At 71.0% G+C, this 15,929-nt stretch carries 17 protein-coding genes and 1 rRNA gene; 16 read left to right on the plus strand and 2 right to left on the minus strand.

The window, feature by feature from the left end; all coding sequences use genetic code 11:
* The 13 genes from rrf to ACWF7A_RS38720 form a co-directional block, all read left to right on the plus strand.
* Nucleotides 1-95, plus strand: a 5S ribosomal RNA gene (gene rrf / locus ACWF7A_RS38660); the annotation flags it as partial.
* Between the two features lie 92 nt (nt 96-187).
* A complete protein-coding gene (locus ACWF7A_RS38665; RefSeq protein WP_452255459.1) occupies nt 188-2,620 on the plus strand; it encodes a hypothetical protein in 2,433 nt (810 codons plus the stop codon).
* Nucleotides 2,617-3,411, plus strand: coding sequence for an HAD-IIA family hydrolase (locus ACWF7A_RS38670; protein WP_452255460.1), 795 nt, complete (start codon nt 2,617-2,619; stop codon nt 3,409-3,411). The genes ACWF7A_RS38665 and ACWF7A_RS38670 overlap by 4 nt, the downstream gene beginning before the upstream one ends.
* 4 nt (nt 3,412-3,415) lie before the next feature.
* Nucleotides 3,416-3,583 carry a hypothetical protein gene (locus ACWF7A_RS38675; protein ID WP_191300801.1) on the plus strand — a complete coding sequence of 56 codons (168 nt, stop codon included), beginning with the start codon at nt 3,416-3,418 and terminating at the stop codon, nt 3,581-3,583.
* A gap of 6 nt (nt 3,584-3,589) precedes the next feature.
* The gene (locus ACWF7A_RS38680) at nt 3,590-4,387 is read left to right on the plus strand and encodes a TlyA family RNA methyltransferase (protein ID WP_452255461.1); all 798 of its coding nucleotides are present in this window, start codon (nt 3,590-3,592) and stop codon (nt 4,385-4,387) included.
* Nucleotides 4,384-5,274, plus strand: a complete 891-nt coding sequence (locus tag ACWF7A_RS38685; RefSeq protein WP_452255462.1) for an NAD kinase — start codon at nt 4,384-4,386, stop codon at nt 5,272-5,274. The genes ACWF7A_RS38680 and ACWF7A_RS38685 overlap by 4 nt, the downstream gene beginning before the upstream one ends.
* A gap of 80 nt (nt 5,275-5,354) precedes the next feature.
* A complete protein-coding gene (gene recN / locus ACWF7A_RS38690; RefSeq protein ID WP_452255463.1) occupies nt 5,355-7,136 on the plus strand; it encodes a DNA repair protein RecN in 1,782 nt (593 codons plus the stop codon).
* A 56-nt stretch (nt 7,137-7,192) separates the two neighbouring features.
* The gene (locus ACWF7A_RS38695; protein ID WP_452255464.1) at nt 7,193-7,792 is read left to right on the plus strand and encodes a hypothetical protein; all 600 of its coding nucleotides are present in this window, start codon (nt 7,193-7,195) and stop codon (nt 7,790-7,792) included.
* The gene (locus ACWF7A_RS38700) at nt 7,785-8,393 is read left to right on the plus strand and encodes a hypothetical protein (protein WP_452255465.1); all 609 of its coding nucleotides are present in this window, start codon (nt 7,785-7,787) and stop codon (nt 8,391-8,393) included. The genes ACWF7A_RS38695 and ACWF7A_RS38700 overlap by 8 nt, the downstream gene beginning before the upstream one ends.
* Nucleotides 8,390-8,821 carry a hypothetical protein gene (locus ACWF7A_RS38705; RefSeq protein ID WP_452255466.1) on the plus strand — a complete coding sequence of 144 codons (432 nt, stop codon included), beginning with the start codon at nt 8,390-8,392 and terminating at the stop codon, nt 8,819-8,821. Before ACWF7A_RS38700 ends, ACWF7A_RS38705 begins: the two co-directional genes overlap by 4 nt.
* Nucleotides 8,818-9,258, plus strand: coding sequence for a hypothetical protein (locus ACWF7A_RS38710; protein ID WP_452255467.1), 441 nt, complete (start codon nt 8,818-8,820; stop codon nt 9,256-9,258). The genes ACWF7A_RS38705 and ACWF7A_RS38710 overlap by 4 nt, the downstream gene beginning before the upstream one ends.
* Nucleotides 9,259-9,320: 62 nt before the next feature.
* Nucleotides 9,321-10,505, plus strand: coding sequence for a putative cytokinetic ring protein SteA (steA, locus tag ACWF7A_RS38715; protein ID WP_452255468.1), 1,185 nt, complete (start codon nt 9,321-9,323; stop codon nt 10,503-10,505).
* On the plus strand, nt 10,502-11,440 hold the full coding sequence (locus tag ACWF7A_RS38720; RefSeq protein ID WP_452255469.1) for a copper transporter: 939 nt from the start codon (nt 10,502-10,504) through the stop codon (nt 11,438-11,440). The genes steA and ACWF7A_RS38720 overlap by 4 nt, the downstream gene beginning before the upstream one ends.
* Nucleotides 11,441-11,600: 160 nt before the next feature.
* Here ACWF7A_RS38720 and ACWF7A_RS38725 read toward each other — a convergent pair whose 3' ends face one another.
* Nucleotides 11,601-12,263: a hypothetical protein gene (locus tag ACWF7A_RS38725; RefSeq protein ID WP_452255470.1), complete on the minus strand. Its 663-nt coding sequence runs from the start codon at nt 12,261-12,263 to the stop codon at nt 11,601-11,603.
* Nucleotides 12,264-12,440: 177 nt separating this feature from the next.
* On the opposite strand from ACWF7A_RS38725, the gene ACWF7A_RS38730 reads away from it, so the two are divergent.
* Genes ACWF7A_RS38730 through ACWF7A_RS38740 form a run of 3 tightly spaced genes read left to right on the plus strand, consistent with a single transcriptional unit; the run spans nt 12,441 to nt 15,142 of the window.
* Nucleotides 12,441-14,123 (plus strand): CTP synthase, encoded by a 1,683-nt coding sequence (locus tag ACWF7A_RS38730; RefSeq protein ID WP_452255471.1) that lies wholly within the window; start codon nt 12,441-12,443, stop codon nt 14,121-14,123.
* Complete coding sequence (locus tag ACWF7A_RS38735; RefSeq protein ID WP_452255472.1) at nt 14,120-14,737, plus strand: NUDIX domain-containing protein; 618 nt, start codon at nt 14,120-14,122, stop codon at nt 14,735-14,737. The genes ACWF7A_RS38730 and ACWF7A_RS38735 overlap by 4 nt, the downstream gene beginning before the upstream one ends.
* A gap of 9 nt (nt 14,738-14,746) precedes the next feature.
* Complete coding sequence (locus tag ACWF7A_RS38740; protein ID WP_452255473.1) at nt 14,747-15,142, plus strand: DUF2752 domain-containing protein; 396 nt, start codon at nt 14,747-14,749, stop codon at nt 15,140-15,142.
* Between the two features lie 151 nt (nt 15,143-15,293).
* Here ACWF7A_RS38740 and ACWF7A_RS38745 read toward each other — a convergent pair whose 3' ends face one another.
* Nucleotides 15,294-15,896 carry an NINE protein gene (locus ACWF7A_RS38745; protein WP_452255474.1) on the minus strand — a complete coding sequence of 201 codons (603 nt, stop codon included), beginning with the start codon at nt 15,894-15,896 and terminating at the stop codon, nt 15,294-15,296.
* Nucleotides 15,897-15,929 lie beyond the last annotated feature (33 nt).

Consider the following 15,929-nt stretch of genomic DNA (forward strand, 5'->3'; position numbering starts at 1 on the left):
AAACACCCGGTCCCATTCCGAACCCGGTAGTTAAGCCCTTCTGCGCCGATGGTACTGCACTGGTTACGGTGTGGGAGAGTAGGTCGCCGCCGAACTTTACTTCCCTGAAGGGGCTTGTGATCGCGGGGCACAATTACAGTGCTTCGCTCACAGGCCCCTTTCAGCGTGTTCACAGTAGGAGGAATTGGTGTCTAGGTTCGGGGATCGTCCCGGCGACCGTCAGCGTGGCCAGGGAGACCGACCGCGCCGTTCCGAGGGTGGCCGTCCGGCAGGCGATCGGAAGTTCAGCAACAACTCCCAGCGCGGAGAAAGCTCCGGTGACCGCTCCACGAGCGGTGACCGTCGAGACAACCGCGCCGGCTCCAGCGACCGCGGTGGTTACCGTGGACAGGGTTCCAGCGACCGCAGCAGCTACCGCAAGGACGACTCCGGCGACCGCGGTGGCTACCGCGGAGACCGTTCGAGCGACCGCGGCGGCTCCAGCGATCGCGGCGGTTACCGCAAGAACGACTCGAGCGACCGCGGCGGCTACCGCGGGCAGGGTTCCGGCGAGCGCAGCGGTGGCTACCGGGGTTCCAGCGACCGTCCCGGCTACCGCAAGGACGACTCAGGTGACCGCGGTGGTTACCGAGGTCAGGGTTCGAGCGATCGCGGCGGCTTCCGGAAGAGCGAGTCCAGCGACCGTGGTGGTTACCGCGGTTCCAGTGACCGTCCCGGTTTCCGCAAGGACGACTCGGGCGATCGTGGTGGTTACCGCAAGAGCGAGTCCGGCGACCGCGGGGGCTTCCGCTCCGGCGAGCGCAGCGGATCGAGTGACCGTCCCGGCTACCGCAAGAGCGACTCGGGTGACCGTGGTGGGTACCGCGGTTCCAGCGATCGTGGCGGCTTCCGCAAGGACGACTCCGGTGACCGTGGCGGTTACCGCAAGAGCGACTCCGGCGACCGTGGTGGCTACCGGGGTTCCAGCGACCGTCCCGGTTTCCGCAAGGACGACTCGAACGACCGTGGCGGCTACCGTGGCCAGGGTTCGAGCGACCGTGGCGGTTACCGCAAGAGCGACTCCGGCGACCGTGGCGGGTACCGCGGTTCCAGCGACCGTCCTGGTTTCCGCAAGGACGACTCGGGCGATCGCGGTGGCTACCGCAAGAGCGAGTCCGGCGACCGTGGCGGCTTCCGCCGGGACGACTCCTCGGGTGACCGCGGTGGTTACCGGGGGCAGGGTTCCAGCGACCGCGGCGGGTTCCGCAAGAGCGAGTCCAGTGACCGTGGCGGTTACCGCAAGAGCGAGTCCAGCGACCGTGGCGGGTACCGGGGTTCCAGCGACCGTCCCGGTTTCCGCAAGGACGACTCGAACGACCGTGGCGGCTACCGCGGGCAGAGCTCGGGCGACCGCGGCGGTTACCGCAAGGACGACTCGGGTGACCGTGGTGGTCACCGGGGGCAGGGTTCCAGCGATCGTGGCGGTTACCGCAAGAGCGACTCGGGTGACCGTGGCGGGTACCGCCGCGACGACTCGAACAACCGCAACGACGAGCGGTCCGCTCCGCAGCGCGACGACCGTCGGGACGAGCGCAGCCGTGAGCGTGCGGCACGGTTCCAGGAGCGTCAGGCCGACCAGGAGAACACCGGCCAGGACGCCGTGACGCCGGCCGCCGAGCGCGCCGGGTACCGCCTGGGCGACGGTGCCGCGGCCACCCGTGCCGCCGCCGGCCGTGAGACGGCCGCCGACGACGCGGCCGCGGACGAGACCGCCGTCGAAGGCGACTCGGACGAGACCACGCCTGAGACGAAGACTGAGCCCCAGAGCGAGACCCAGGACGAGACCAAGGCCGAGGCCACGGTCGAGGCGGACGACGAGTCCCCTGCCCAGGGTGACGCGGTCGCCGTCGAGGCCGGCGGTGACGCCGAGCCGCGTGACGAGGCGCCCGCGCCCCGTGGCGGACGGCCCGAGCTTCCCGAGGAAGCCGACCTGTCGCTGCTCGACCCCGAGATCAAGCTCGAGCTGCGCAGCCTGCCCAAGGGGCTCGCGGAGATCATCGGCAGGCACCTGGCCGCGGCCGGGCTCCTGATCGACGAGGACCCGCAGCTGGCGCTGGAGCACGCCCGGTACGCGCGCAGCAAGGCGGCGCGGGTCGGTGTCGTGCGTGAGGCCGCCGGTCTGACCGCGTACTTCGCGGACGAGTGGGCCGAGGCGCTCAGCGAGCTGCGTGCCGCCCGCCGGATGATGACCGGCCCTGGACACCTGGCGATCATGGCCGACTGCGAGCGGGCCCTGGGCCGGCCGGAGCGGGCCATCGACCTCGCGAAGGACCCGGCGGTCAAGGACCTCAGCCAGGAGGACGAGATCGAGCTGCGGATCGTCGCGGCCGGTGCTCGCCGGGACATGGGGCAGCTCGACGCCGCCGTCGTGGCGTTGCAGGGGCCGGACCTCGACCCGGGGCAGCGTTCTCCCTACTCCGCGCGGCTCTTCTACGCTTATGCCGACAACCTGGCCGCGGCCGGCCGCATCGAGGAAGCCGTCAAGTGGTTCCTCAACGCCGCCGAGGCTGACGACGAAGGGGAGACGGACGCCGCCGAGCGCGCGTTCGAGCTGACCCAGGAGGAGACCCCGGAGCAGTGAGCGAGACGTTGGTCGACAGGTACGACGCGTTGCTGATCGATCTCGACGGCACCGTCTACCGCGGTGAAGAAGCCGTGCCCGGCGCTGCGGAAGCGATTGCGCAGGCCAGGAGCAAGGGCGTCGGCATCCGCTACGTCACCAACAACGCCTCCCGCTCACCGCAGATGGTCGCGGATCACCTCGTCGAGCTCGGGTTCGAGACGAACGTCGACGAGGTGAGCACCTCCTCCCAGGCGGGCGCGGCCATGCTGGCCGAACGCCTGCCGAAGCGCTCCACCGTGCTCGTGCTCGGCACCAAGGCCCTCGAGGCCGAGGTGTTCAAGCGCGGACTCATTCCGACCGACACCGCCGACGGCGCGGTGGCGGTCCTGCAGGGCCTGTCCATGGACCTCGGCTGGCGTGAGCTGGCCGAGGCAGCCGTGGCCATCCGCGGCGGCGCGCTGTGGGTGGCGTGCAACGTCGACGCCACCCTGCCCACCGAGCGCGGTCTGCTGCCCGGCAACGGCAGCCTCGTCGCGGCGCTCAAGGCCGCGACGGACCAGGAGCCGCTCGTCGCCGGCAAGCCCGCCACCCCGCTGCTGCAGCAGGCGGCGAAGGACCTCGGCGCGCACCGCCCGCTGGTGGTCGGCGACCGGCTCGACACCGACATCCTGGGCGCGGTCAACGCCGGGATGGACTCCCTGCTCGTGCTCACGGGTGTGTCGACCGAGCAGGAGGCGCAAGCGCTTCCGGATGAGCAAAAGCCCACGTATGTCGGCGCGGACCTGTCGGTCTTGCATCGGCTACCGTAAGACCGTGAGCTACCCCCTGCCCGGACCGCCGCCGAACCCGGCCGACGCCATCGAAGGCGCGCTGGAGCGGCTCGACGGGCTCGAGAACGTCCCCCTCGAGGAGCACGTGGGCCGGTTCGACGCCGTGCACGCGACGCTCACCGACGCGCTGTCGAGCATCGACAAGGTGTGATGCACAGTGCCTCGCAGGGTGCGGCTCGACGCCGAACTCGTGCGCAGGGGGCTCGCCAGGTCCCGTGAGCACGCAAGCCAGCTCGTCGCCGACGGACGCGTGAAGGTCCGCGGCACCGTCGCGACGAAACCCGCGACCGCCGTGGAGACCTCCGACGCGGTCGTCGTCAAGGACATCGGCAACGACCCGAACTGGGCCTCCCGCGGCGCGCACAAGCTCATCGGCGCGCTCGACGGCTTCCAGATCGACCCCACCGGCAGGCGTTGTCTCGACGCCGGCGCATCCACTGGCGGTTTCACCGACGTGCTGCTGCGCAAGGGCGCACGGCAGGTCGTCGCGGCCGACGTCGGCAGGGGTCTGCTCGACTGGAAGCTGCAGACCGACGACCGGGTCGTGGTGAAGGACAAGACCAACGTCCGCACCCTCACTCCCGAGGACATCGGCGGCAATGTTGAACTCGTGGTGGCCGATCTTTCGTTTATCTCGTTGAGGCTTGTGCTTCCCGCACTGGCCGCGTGCCTCGACGAGGAAGGCGATCTGCTGCCGATGGTCAAGCCGCAGTTCGAGGTCGGCAAGGAACGCCTGGGCTCCGGAGGCGTCGTGCGCGACCCGGAGCTGCGTGCCGAAGCCGTGCTCGACGTGACCAGGGCGGCGGCCGAACTGGGGCTGGCCGTGCACGGGGTCGTCGCGAGCCCGCTGCCCGGCCCGTCCGGCAACGTCGAATACTTCCTCTGGCTGCGCAAAGGCGATCCCGTCGATGCCGCAGAGATGGTGCGCACCGCCGTCGAAGAAGGGCCCCAATGAGGGAAGTCCTGCTGGTCGTCCACACCGGTCACCAGAGCAACATCGATCTCGCCCGTCAGGTGGCCGGCCGTCTCGCGGTCGGGGGCGTCACGACGAGGGTGCTCGACGACGAGGCGCGTGACCTCGGCCCGTCGTGCTGCACCAAGGTCGTGCCCGCCGACGACCACGCCGCCGAGGGCACCGAGCTGGTGCTGGTGCTGGGCGGTGACGGCACGCTGCTGCGCGGCGCCGAGCTCGCCCGCCCGGCACGGGTGCCGGTGCTGGGCGTGAACCTGGGCCGCGTCGGGTTCCTCGCGGAGGCCGACTCGGACGCGTTGCACGAGGCCGTCGGTCACGTGCTGGAACGCGACTACTTCGTGGAAGAGCGCATGACGCTCGACATCATCGCGAAGGTCAACGGCGACGTCGTCGCGCAGACGTGGGCGCTCAACGAGATCACCGTCGAGAAGCTGATCCGCGAACGCATCCTCGAGATCGTGGTCGAGGTCGACGGCCGGCCGGTGTCGGCGTTCGGCTGCGACGGCGTCATCTGTGCTACGCCGACGGGCTCGACGGCGTACGCGTTCTCGGCGGGCGGACCGGTCGTGTGGCCCGACGTGCAGGCGATCCTGGTGGTGCCGAGCAACGCGCACGCGCTGTTCGCCCGGCCGCTGGTCGTGTCGCCGAAGTCGCACGTGGCGTTCGAGATCGAGGCGACCGGGCACCCGGCGGCGCTGTCCGCGGACGGGCGGCGCACGTTCGAGCTGCCCGCGGGCGCGCGGATCGAGATCGTGGAGGGCGCGGTACCGCTCAAGGTCGTGCGGCTGCGCCAGGCACCGTTCACGGACCGGCTGGTCGAGAAGTTCGACCTACCGGTGAAGGGATGGCGGGGACCATCGGCAGGCTGACCGCGCCGCTCGGTGCGTCGGCACTCGCTCGTTATGGTGCCCGCGAGGAAATGTCGGACTCGACAAGTAAGGTTCGCCCTGTGCTGGCCGAGATGCGCATCAATGGCCTTGGCGTGATCGACGAGGCCACCCTTGAACTGGACCCCGGGTTCACCGTAGTCACCGGTGAGACGGGCGCGGGCAAGACCATGGTCGTGACCGGGTTGCACCTGCTGGGCGGTGGCCGAGCTGAGGCTTCGCGGGTCCGCACCGGAGCGGACAAGGCGGTGGTCGAGGGCCGCTTCCAGGCTCCGGCGGGCAGCCCTGCCGCGAAGGTGGCGGAGGAGGTCGGCGGAGAGGCGGACGAGGACGGGTCCCTGATCGCGATCCGCACCGTCGGCGCCGACGGCCGTTCGCGCGCCCACGTCGGTGGCCGCTCCGTGCCGGTCGGCGTGCTGTCCGAACTGGCGGAGCAGCTCATCGCCGTCCACGGGCAGAACGACCAGCTGCGGCTCATGCGGCCGACCGAGCAGCGCGGCGTGCTCGACCGCTTCGCCGGCGACGACGTGAGTTCTCCCCTGCGCGCCTATCAGGCCGTGCGCGAGGAGTGGCTGCGCGTCTCGGCCGAGCTGAAGGAACGCACGGAGCGTTCCCGCGAGCTGGCCAGAGAGGCCGACCTGCTGCGGCACGGCTTGACCGAGATCGACGCCGTCGACCCCAAGCTGGGCGAGGACGGCGAGCTCCACGACGAGGCCCGGCGGCTCGCGGACGCGGACCAGCTCCGCGAGGCGGCCCAGGGCGCGCAGTTCGCGGTGTCCGGCTCGCTGGAGGGCGACCCGGAGAACCCCGGCGCGCTCGGGCTGATCTCCGAGGCGGCGCGCAGGCTGTCCGCGTCGGAGGACCCGAAGCTGCGGGAGATGGAGCCGCGCCTGGTCGAGGCGGCGACGCTGCTGGCCGACGTCGGTGCGGAGATCTCCGGCTACCTCGACCACCTGGAAGCCGACCCCGGCCGGCTCGAGGCCGTGCTGCAGCGGCAGGCCGAGCTGAAGGCGCTGACCCGCAAGTACGCGGCCGACGTCGACGGCGTGATCGCCTGGGCCGAGGACGCGCGGACGAGGCTCGGCGGGCTGGACACGTCCGAAGAGGCGCTGACCGGCCTGGCCACCCGTCGCGACGAGCTGGCCGCCGAACTGGCGACGCTCGCCGGCCAGGTCACGGCCGCCCGTGTCGAGGCCGCGCTGGAGCTGGGCAAGGCCGTCACGGAGGAGCTCGACGGGCTCGCCATGCCGCACGCCTCGGTCGAGCTCGCGGTCCGTCCGCGGCACGCCGAGGCGGGCGACGCCCAGGCGCTGCCCGTCGGCCGGTCGATCCTGCACGCCGGGTCGTCCGGGGTGGACGACGTCGAGCTGCGGCTGATCTCGCACCCCGGCGCGCCCGCCCTGCCGGTGCACAAGGGTGCGTCCGGCGGTGAGCTGTCCCGGGTGATGCTGGCGCTCGAAGTGGTGCTGTCGCACTCGGATCCGGTGCCCACCCTGGTGTTCGACGAGGTCGACGCCGGTGTCGGTGGCCGGGCCGCGGTCGAGGTCGGCCGCAGGCTGGCTCGCCTCGCCCGGTCGCACCAGGTGATCGTGGTGACGCACCTGCCGCAGGTGGCCGCGTTCGCCGACCGGCACCTCGTGGTCGACAAGTCCGCGGACGGGACGTTCACGCGGTCCGCCGTGCGCAAGCTCGACGAGACGCAACGGGTCGTCGAGCTCGCCCGGATGCTCGCGGGCATGGACTCGACCGACACCGGCCGGGCCCACGCCGAGGAACTGCTCGCCGCGGCCAAGGCGGACAAGACCTCCGCTCCCGTGGTGCGGCGCCGCAAGAAGAAGAGCTGACCGGACCGGTCGCGTCCCTTCACGCCGAACCCGCCCAGGTTCGGCATGATGGGGACGTGACCGGATCACTGACCACGCGCCGGGTGTTCGGGGCGGTGCTCGTGTTCGTCGCGGCCGGTCTGGCCGTGGCGGCCACGTTCCTGACCTCCTTCTCCGTGCAGGTCGTGGCCAGAGGCCGGACGTTGCGCTTCGAGGCCAGCTCGTGGGCGGTCGGGCGGGACGACTTCCGCGAGTTCCTGGCGCTCGAAGCCCTGGAGCTCGGGGAGCCCGTGATCGGGGCCGCGCTCGTCCTGGCGCTGTCCGCGGTGCTCGCGTTCCGGGTTCCCGCGATGAGGCTCGGGTCGTTGCTCGGCGCCGGGTTGCTGGTCGGGGTCGCGTGGTCCTCCGTGGTCCGGGTGCAGGCGCTGGTGAAGGAGCTCGGCCGGCTCGACTCGCCCATCCCCATCGAGGTCCAGCAGGGCCCCGGTGTCACGCTGCTGATCGTGGCCGCCGGGATTGCCGTGGTGTCGGCCGTGCTGCACCAGGAACTGCCCAGGGCGGACCGGGCGGAACCCGCGGGGGACGGGGCCGTCATCCACCAGATCGACGACGAGCCGGACGACACGGACACCCCGCCGTACGGATATCCGGTGATCGTGGAGCCGAAGAGTGACTGATCGCCGCAAGATCGCGTGGGTGCTGCTGGCGCTGGGGGCCGTCCTGTCGGTGGTCGCGTCCCTCCAGGACGTGTTCAGCACGATCTACAAGGGGTTCGGGACCGACCTGATCTCCACCTCGACCCTGTGGGTCACCAACACCGAGCCCTCCGAGGCCGGCATCGGCCCGTCGGCGCTCTTCGCCGCCGGGTGGCCGGTGGTGCTGTCGGCGATCCTGATGGCCGTCGCGGTGGTGTTCCTGCTGCGGGAGCAGACCGCGTCCGTCGGACGGCCGCTCGCCATGGGCGCGGCCGGGATGCTGGCCGGGGTCGTGCTCCTCTTCACGGTCGAGGTGTGGGAGCTGAAGGAGATCATCGAATCCCAGTCGTCGAACGGTTCGACGAAGGACGAGGTGCACTTCCTCGGTGGCTTCTTCCTGCTGGTGATCGCGACCGTCGCCGGGCTCGCGGGTGCGGTGCTGGCGCAGAGGAGGAGCACGGAGCCGCTGGTCGAGGAAGACGACGAAGGGGACGGCGTGGTCGTGCACCAGCTCGACGGCGATGACGACACACCGCCGTTCGGCCTCGCGATCCCCCAGGACGAGCAGCGGGAGGCTCGGTGATCGGCAGACCGACGGCGATCGCGTTGATCGCGGCGGGAGTGGTGCTGACCGCCACAGCGATGGTGTTGCCGTGGTACTCGACGGCCTACGCGGGCGGTGTCGAGGTCGTGGTCCGGGCGTGGGGGACGGAGATCCTCAACAAACCCGGCGACTGGCCCGCCGGTGAGCTCTCGCCCTGGTACGGGGTGCCGGTCGTGGTGACGGCGCTGCTGCTCGTCGCCGGCGTGTGGATCACCCGCGCGGCGCTCGCGGGAGCGGCCGGGCAGATCGGTGCCGTGGGCGTGATCGCGGCGCTCGTGGTGTCGGAACGCGGGCACGCGCTCGAGCAGCAGGGCGACTTCGCGGTCGGGTTCGGGCTGGTGTTCCTCGCCGTCGGAACGCTGGTCGCACTCGCCGGAGCCGTTGCGGTGCAACGGGAGGCGGCGTGAGGAAGATCGTCGGACTGGTCCTGCTCGGACTCGCCGCCGCGGCCGCGGTCGGGGCCACGTTCCTGCCGTTCTCGGAACTGATGATCAGGCTCGCCCCGGGACAGCCGCAGACCGCGTACGTCACCACGGGGTGGAGTACGCAGTTCGGTGGCACGAAGGACGAGCACGGGCCGTTGTTCGCCATCCCGATCGTGCTGGCGGCCGCCGCGTTGCTCGTGGGGGCGCGGTGGCGAAAGGTCGCTTATGCCGGAGCCGCGGCACTCGCGGGTGTCACCGGAATGTTGTTCGTGTATTTGCTGAACGCGATCAGCTTTCACAAGGAGGGCAACATCGCGATCGACCCTGCGCTGGAAGCCGGGTTCGGCAACGGTATTTGGGTGCTGATAAGCGCAGTGGTCCTCGCGTTTGGAGCCGTAGTAGTTCACCCCGACGACTGACCACCTGGAATTGCACGGCGTGCCTCACCTGTCGCGTCCGCACCGTGAGTCACTATCGGCGCATGAAGCTTTCCGGGCTGCTGAGCCGCACCAACCACGAACTTCCCGGTGTCACGGGCGTCGCGCGGGTTGATCGGCGCGCGAGCGACCTGGTTCGGCGCGTCAGTGCCGGTGACGTCGCGGTCATGGACCTCGTCGACCTCGACCGGCGCACCGCCGAGGCGCTCGTCGCGGCCGAGGTCGTCGGCGTCGTGAACGCGTCGCCGTCCATTTCGGGGCGTTTTCCCAACCTCGGCCCGGAACTGCTCGTCGAGGCCGGCATTCCGCTGATCGACAACGTCGGCGCCGTCGCGCTGCGGGAGATCAAGGAAGGCGCGAAGATCCGGCTGCACGAAGGTGTGGTGTACGCCGGGGAACGCGAGCTCGCCACGGGGATCGAGCAGAACGCCGAAAGCATCGCCGACGCGATGATCGAGGCGAAGGCCGGCATGTCGGCACAACTGGAGGCGTTCTCCGCCAACACCATCGAGTTCCTGCGCCGCGAACGCGCGCTCGTCCTCGACGGCGTCGGCGTCCCCGAGGTGTACGTGCCGATGCGCGACCGGCAGGTGCTCGTCGTCGCCGGCGGCCCGTCGCACGCCGAGGAGCTGCGCAAGCTCCGCAAGTACATCCGCGAGTACCGGCCGGTGCTGATCGGCGTCGACACGGGCGCCGACACGCTGATCGACGCCGGGCTCAAGCCGGACATCATCGTCGGCGACCCCGACGGCATCGGCACCGCGTCACTGCGTGCGGCCGCCGAGGTCGTCGTCCCCGCGCAGACCGACGGCCACGCGCCGGGCCTGCAGCGGATCCAGGACCTCGGCATCGGCGCGGTGACCTTCCCCGCGTCGGGCAACGCGGAGGACCTCGCGTTGCTGCTCGCCGAAGCACACGGGGCGTCCCTGGTCGTCACGGTGGGGCTGCGCGCGACGCTGCGCGAGTTCCTCGACCGCGGGCACTCCGGTTCCAACCCCTCCACGTTCCTCACCCGGCTCAAGCTCGGCAGCAAGCTCGTCGACGGGGAGGCCGTCGCGACGTTGCACCGCAGCCGGGTCTCGCTGGGCGTGATCGTCCTGCTGGTGACCGCCGCGATCGTCGCCATGGCGGCGGCCCTCGCGGTGTCCGGCGTCGGTCACGTCTACGTCGACATCGTGGTCGACGGCTGGCACTCCGTCGTCAACTGGTTCAAGGGGTTGTTCTCGTGATCACGCTGCGCTACCACATAGTTTCGATCACCGCGGTGTTCCTCGCCCTGGCGGTCGGTGTCGTGCTGGGGTCGACCGCGATCAGCGGGCGGCTGCTCTCCGGGCTGAGCGACGAGAAGAACTCGTTGGCACAGCAGGTGAACGACCTCCAGAACGACCGCAACGCGTTGAACGCCAAGCTGACCGAGGCGGACAAGTTCGCCGCGTCCGTCGGCCCGCTCGCCGTCAACGACCGGCTCACCGACCGCACGGTCGTCATCGTGACCACGGCCGACGCCCGCCCGTCCGACCGCGACGCCCTCACCGGGCTGCTGAAGTCCGCGAGCGCCACCGTCACCGGCGAGATCCAGCTGACCGACGCGTTCGCCGACCCCTCGCGCGGTGACCAGCTGCGCGACCTCGTGGCACGGCTGCAGCCCGCCGGCTCGCAGCTGCCCACGGCCGCGGACCCCGGCACGCGCGCCGGTGGCCTCTTCGGGGCGTTGCTGCTGCTCAACTCGTCCACCAACGAGCCCCAGGCCACGGCCGACGAGACGGCGTCCGCCCTGTCAGGGCTGACGAACGCGGGGTTCGTGAAGGCGACCTCGGGCGTGAAGCCCGCGCAGCTCGCGATCGTGCTGACCGGCGGTGCCGCGATCGGTGACTCGGCCGCGGACCGGGCGTCGACCGTCGCGCGCTTCGCCACCCAGCTCGACCGGGCCGGCGCGGGCGTCGTGCTGGCCGGGGCGAACGGGTCCGCGAACGGCACGGGCGCGATCGGCGTGGTCCGCGCGGACACCGCCGCGACGTCGATCCTGTCGACGGTCGACAACTCCGACAGCCCGGCGGGCCAGGTCGTCGTGGTGATGGCGTTGCGCGAGCAGCTCGAGGGCCGATCCGGCCGGTACGGCGTCGCGGGCAACGCGGAGGCGTCCTCGCCGGGAATCGCGAGCTAGGCGCAGTCCTGCGAGTCTCGTCGGGCGAGAGCGGCGGCCGAGGGCCCCGGAAACGGCACCGCCGCAATGCCCGAACACGCCCGGTACGAGGTCATCGCGGCGGCACCGCTTCCGGGACTCTCACCCGCGTCTCTCACCTGACGAACTCGCGGGACAGCACCTAGTCGGTCGCCCAGTCGCCGGGAAGGCGCCGCGTCAGCAGTTCCAGCGCCTCCGGCGTGCGGGCCCGGGCCCAGAGCCACTCGCCGGCGTCCTCGCGCACGATCACGTCGTCGCTGACGAACCAGCGGGCGCCGGGACCGTGCAGCGGCAGCAGTGCGAAGTGCTCCTCCAGCAGGGAGATGTCCGCCTCGGACATCTCCCTGTCGGCTGTCACGGCCCCGTCGCGGAACAGGGCCTCGGACAGCACCAGCTCCACGCAGGCCGACGAGAAGTGCGGGAGCCAGGGTTCCCAGCCGCGTTCCGTCTCGTGCACGACGGCCGGGTCCGGGTCGTCGAGCGCCGCTCCCCACGACGTGACGGCGTGGACCTCGCGGCGGAAGACGACGACCTCGCCGGCCAGGCGGAGCTCGCTCGGGGTGAGCAGCCAGTCCTGGTTGCTCGTGAGGTCGGGGCGCTTGCCGAACAACGCGTAGGCGTCGCGCACCGCGCCCGGCAGCCGCACCCCGAGGCGGTCCTCGGCGGCGTCCAGGTCGGCGTGGTTCCAGCCGTCCCTCGCCTCGATCGGCTCGGCCCACGCGGCCGCGAAACCCTCGATGAACCGCCATGCGCCGGAGCGGTCGCGCACGGCTTTGGCGGCTGCCCCTGCCACGTCGAAGGTCACGTGACAACTTTTCCTGATGTCGGCCTGTGCCGGGGGAAGTTCGGCGAAACCCCTCACTGCGCCGATCGGGTGATGTGATCTGCCGGGTCGTGGTGCGCTGAGTGACCGGCGGCGTGTTAGCGTTATGGCCCGTGGATAGGGGGATCTACCCCCACGATTTTCACGGGAGCCCCGTTGGTGCAGCAGGCACGTACGACCAAGCACGTCTTCGTCACGGGAGGCGTCGCGTCCTCCCTGGGCAAGGGGCTCACGGCCTCCAGCCTCGGTCAGTTGCTCACCTCGCGCGGCCTGCGGGTGACGATGCAGAAGCTCGACCCGTACCTGAACGTGGACCCCGGCACGATGAACCCGTTCCAGCACGGCGAGGTCTTCGTGACCGACGACGGCGCGGAGACGGACCTCGACATCGGCCACTACGAGCGGTTCCTCGCGCGAGACCTGAGCGGCGAAGCCAACGTCACCACCGGACAGGTGTACTCCGAGGTGATCGCCAAGGAGCGCCGCGGCGAGTACCTGGGTGACACGGTCCAGGTGATCCCGCACATCACCGACGAGATCAAGCGCCGCATCCGGGCGATGGCCGAGCCGGACGCCGACGGCATCACGCCGGACGTCGTCATCACCGAGGTCGGTGGCACGGTCGGCGACATCGAGTCGCTGCCGTTCCTCGAGGCGGCCCGCCAGGTCCGTCACGACGTCGGCCGCGACAACGTCTTCTTCCTGCACGTCAGCCTGGTCCCGTACCTGGCGCCGTCCGGTGAGCTGAAGACCAAGCCCACGCAGCACTCCGTCGCGGCGCTGCGCAACATCGGCATCCAGCCCGACGCGATCGTGTGCCGCGCTGACCGGGAGATCCCGGACTCGCTCAAGCGCAAGATCGGCCTGATGTGCGACGTCGACACGGACGCCGTCGTCGCGGCCGTCGACGCGCCGTCGATCTACGACATCCCTAAGGTGTTGCACGCCGAGGGCCTGGACGCGTACGTCGTGCGCCGCCTCGACCTGCCGTTCCGCGATGTCGACTGGACCGTGTGGGGCGACCTGCTGGAGCGGGTGCACAACCCCTCCGAGACGGTGAAGATCGCGCTCGTCGGCAAGTACGTCGACCTGCCCGACGCGTACCTCTCGGTCACCGAGGCGCTGCGTGCGGGCGGGTTCGCGCACCACGCCAAGGTCGAGATCAAGTGGGTGCCGTCGGACGAGTGCCAGACGCCCGAGGGCGCCGCACGCGCGTTGTCCGGCATGGACGCCGTGCTGATCCCCGGCGGGTTCGGCGTGCGCGGTATCGAGGGCAAGGTCGGCGCGTTGAAGTACACCCGCACGCGCGGTGTGCCGACGCTGGGCCTGTGCCTCGGCCTGCAGTGCATGGTCATCGAGGCCGCGCGGAACCTCGCGGGCATCGACGACGCGAACTCGAGCGAGTTCGAGGAGGGCGGCACGCCGGTCATCTCGACGATGGCCGACCAGCAGGACGTCGTCGCCGGTCAGCGCGACATGGGCGGCACGATGCGCCTCGGTGCGTACATCGCGAAGCTCACGCCGGGGTCCGTCGTCGCGCAGGCGTACGGCGCGACCGAGGTGTCCGAGCGCCACCGCCACCGCTACGAGGTCAACAACGCGTACCGGGGCAAGCTCTCCGAGGCCGGCCTGGTGTTCTCCGGTGTCTCGCCGGACGGCCGCCTGGTCGAGTTCGTCGAGCTGCCGTCGGACGTGCACCCGTTCTACGCGGCCACGCAGGCGCACCCGGAGCTCAAGTCGCGTCCCACGAAGCCGCACCCGCTGTTCGCGGCGTTCGTGAAGGCCGCGATCGACTACCGCGTCGCCGACCGGCTGCCGCTGAAGGCCGGGGCGTCCCAGTGACGCGGCACGACTTCCGGACGGTCTCCAGCGAGGACCTGCACGTCGGCCGCGTGGTCGCGCTGCGGGTCGACGAGGTCGGCATGCCCGGTGGCGGCACGGCCAAGCGCGAGGTCGTCGAGCACATGGGCGCCGTCGCGGTCGTGGCCGTGGACTCGTCGGACCAGGTCGTGCTGATCCACCAGTACCGGCACCCGCTGGGCCGGCACCTCTGGGAGCTGCCGGCCGGGCTGCTCGACCACGACGGCGAGGAGCCGGTCGTCGGCGCGCGCCGGGAGCTGGCCGAGGAGGTCGGGCTCGACGCCGCGCGCTGGGACACGCTGGTCGACACCGCCGCGTCCCCGGGCTTCACCGACGAGGTCGTGCGCGTGTACCTGGCGCGCGAACTGTCCGAAGTGGACCGTGAGGTGCAGGGCGAGGAGGAGGCGGACCTGGAGATCCACCGCTTCGGAATCGACGAGGCCGTGCGGATGGTGCTGGCGGGGGAGATCGTGAACTCCTCGGCCGTCGCCGGGCTGCTGGCGGCGCGCGAGGTGCTGGCGGGGCGGGCCGACGCTCGTCCGGCCGACGCACCGTTCCGCGACAAGCCGACCCGGTTCGCCGCGCGCAAGAAGTAGGTTGGACCCATGCAGACGTCGACGGGTGCCTTCGCTCGCTTGAAGGCACCCGTCGGCGTTCTCGCCGCCGGGGCCGCCGGGGCGGTGCTGCTGCTGTTCGTCGACCCGAACCAGCCGGGCAACCTGCTGCCGAAGTGCCCGTTCCACTGGCTGACGGGGCTGAACTGCCCCGGATGCGGTGTCACGCGCATGCTGCACGCGTTGCTGCACGGCGATGTCGTCGGCGCGTTCCACTTCAACGCCGCGTTGTTCTTGCTGGGGCTGCCACTGGCCGTGTGGTTGTTCGCGCGGTGGACGCGCGACAAGTGGACTGGCGAACGGCGATCCGTGCCGAAGTCGGTCGGTGTCGCCGTTCTCGTCGTGGCCGCTGTGTGGGGTGTGGGGCGCAATCTCGCCGGGATCTAGTGGCGTGGCGCGGAAGGTTGCCAGGCGAATTCGCGGTCAGACGGGTGCATCGTGGTGCCGCCCCCACGTCCTCATACCGGACGTAGGGGGGCGGTGCCGCGAGGTGCCCTGCTGAGCGTGGATCACCCTGCAGGCCTTCCGTGCCACGCCACTAGTCCCGCAGCTTGCGGCCCTGGGCGTCCGTGCCGCCCTGCACCAGGATGATGATGCCGTCGACCAGCGACCAGATGCCGCAGCCGCCGCAGGTCAGCAGCTGGGCGACCGCGATGCCGACGTGGCCCGTGTAGAAGCGGCCGATGCCCAGGTTGCCCAGGAACAGCTGCAGCACGCCCGCGGCGATCTTCGACTTGTCCGACAGCGGCACGCCGGTGATCGGGTCGAAGCCGTACGGGGCCGCCGGGTTGCCGTAACCGGGCGGGACCATGCCGGGCTGCGGGACCGCGTACTGCGGCTGCGGCCCGGTGGGCGGCGGGTAGTACGGCTGGGTGGGCGGCGGCACGTAGCCGGGCGCGGCCGGGGGCACGGCGAACGGCACCGACGGCGGCGCGAGGAACGGCGGGTGCGGCTGCGGCAGGTCGCGGAAGAGCTCCGCGAGCTCGAAGTAGCTCTGGGCACCGGACGCGCGGTTCACGCGTTCCTGGTACTCGCCGATGTCGAGCCGCGCCATCGCGAAGTGGTCGTTGAGAGCGGTGATCGCTTCTTCGCGCTGCTGGTTGCCGATGCGCTGCTGTTCTGGCCCGAATGCGTCTGACACGGCTCGCACGGTATCCGATGCAGCAGATCGATA

Source organism: Lentzea sp. NPDC055074 (assembly GCF_053608005.1).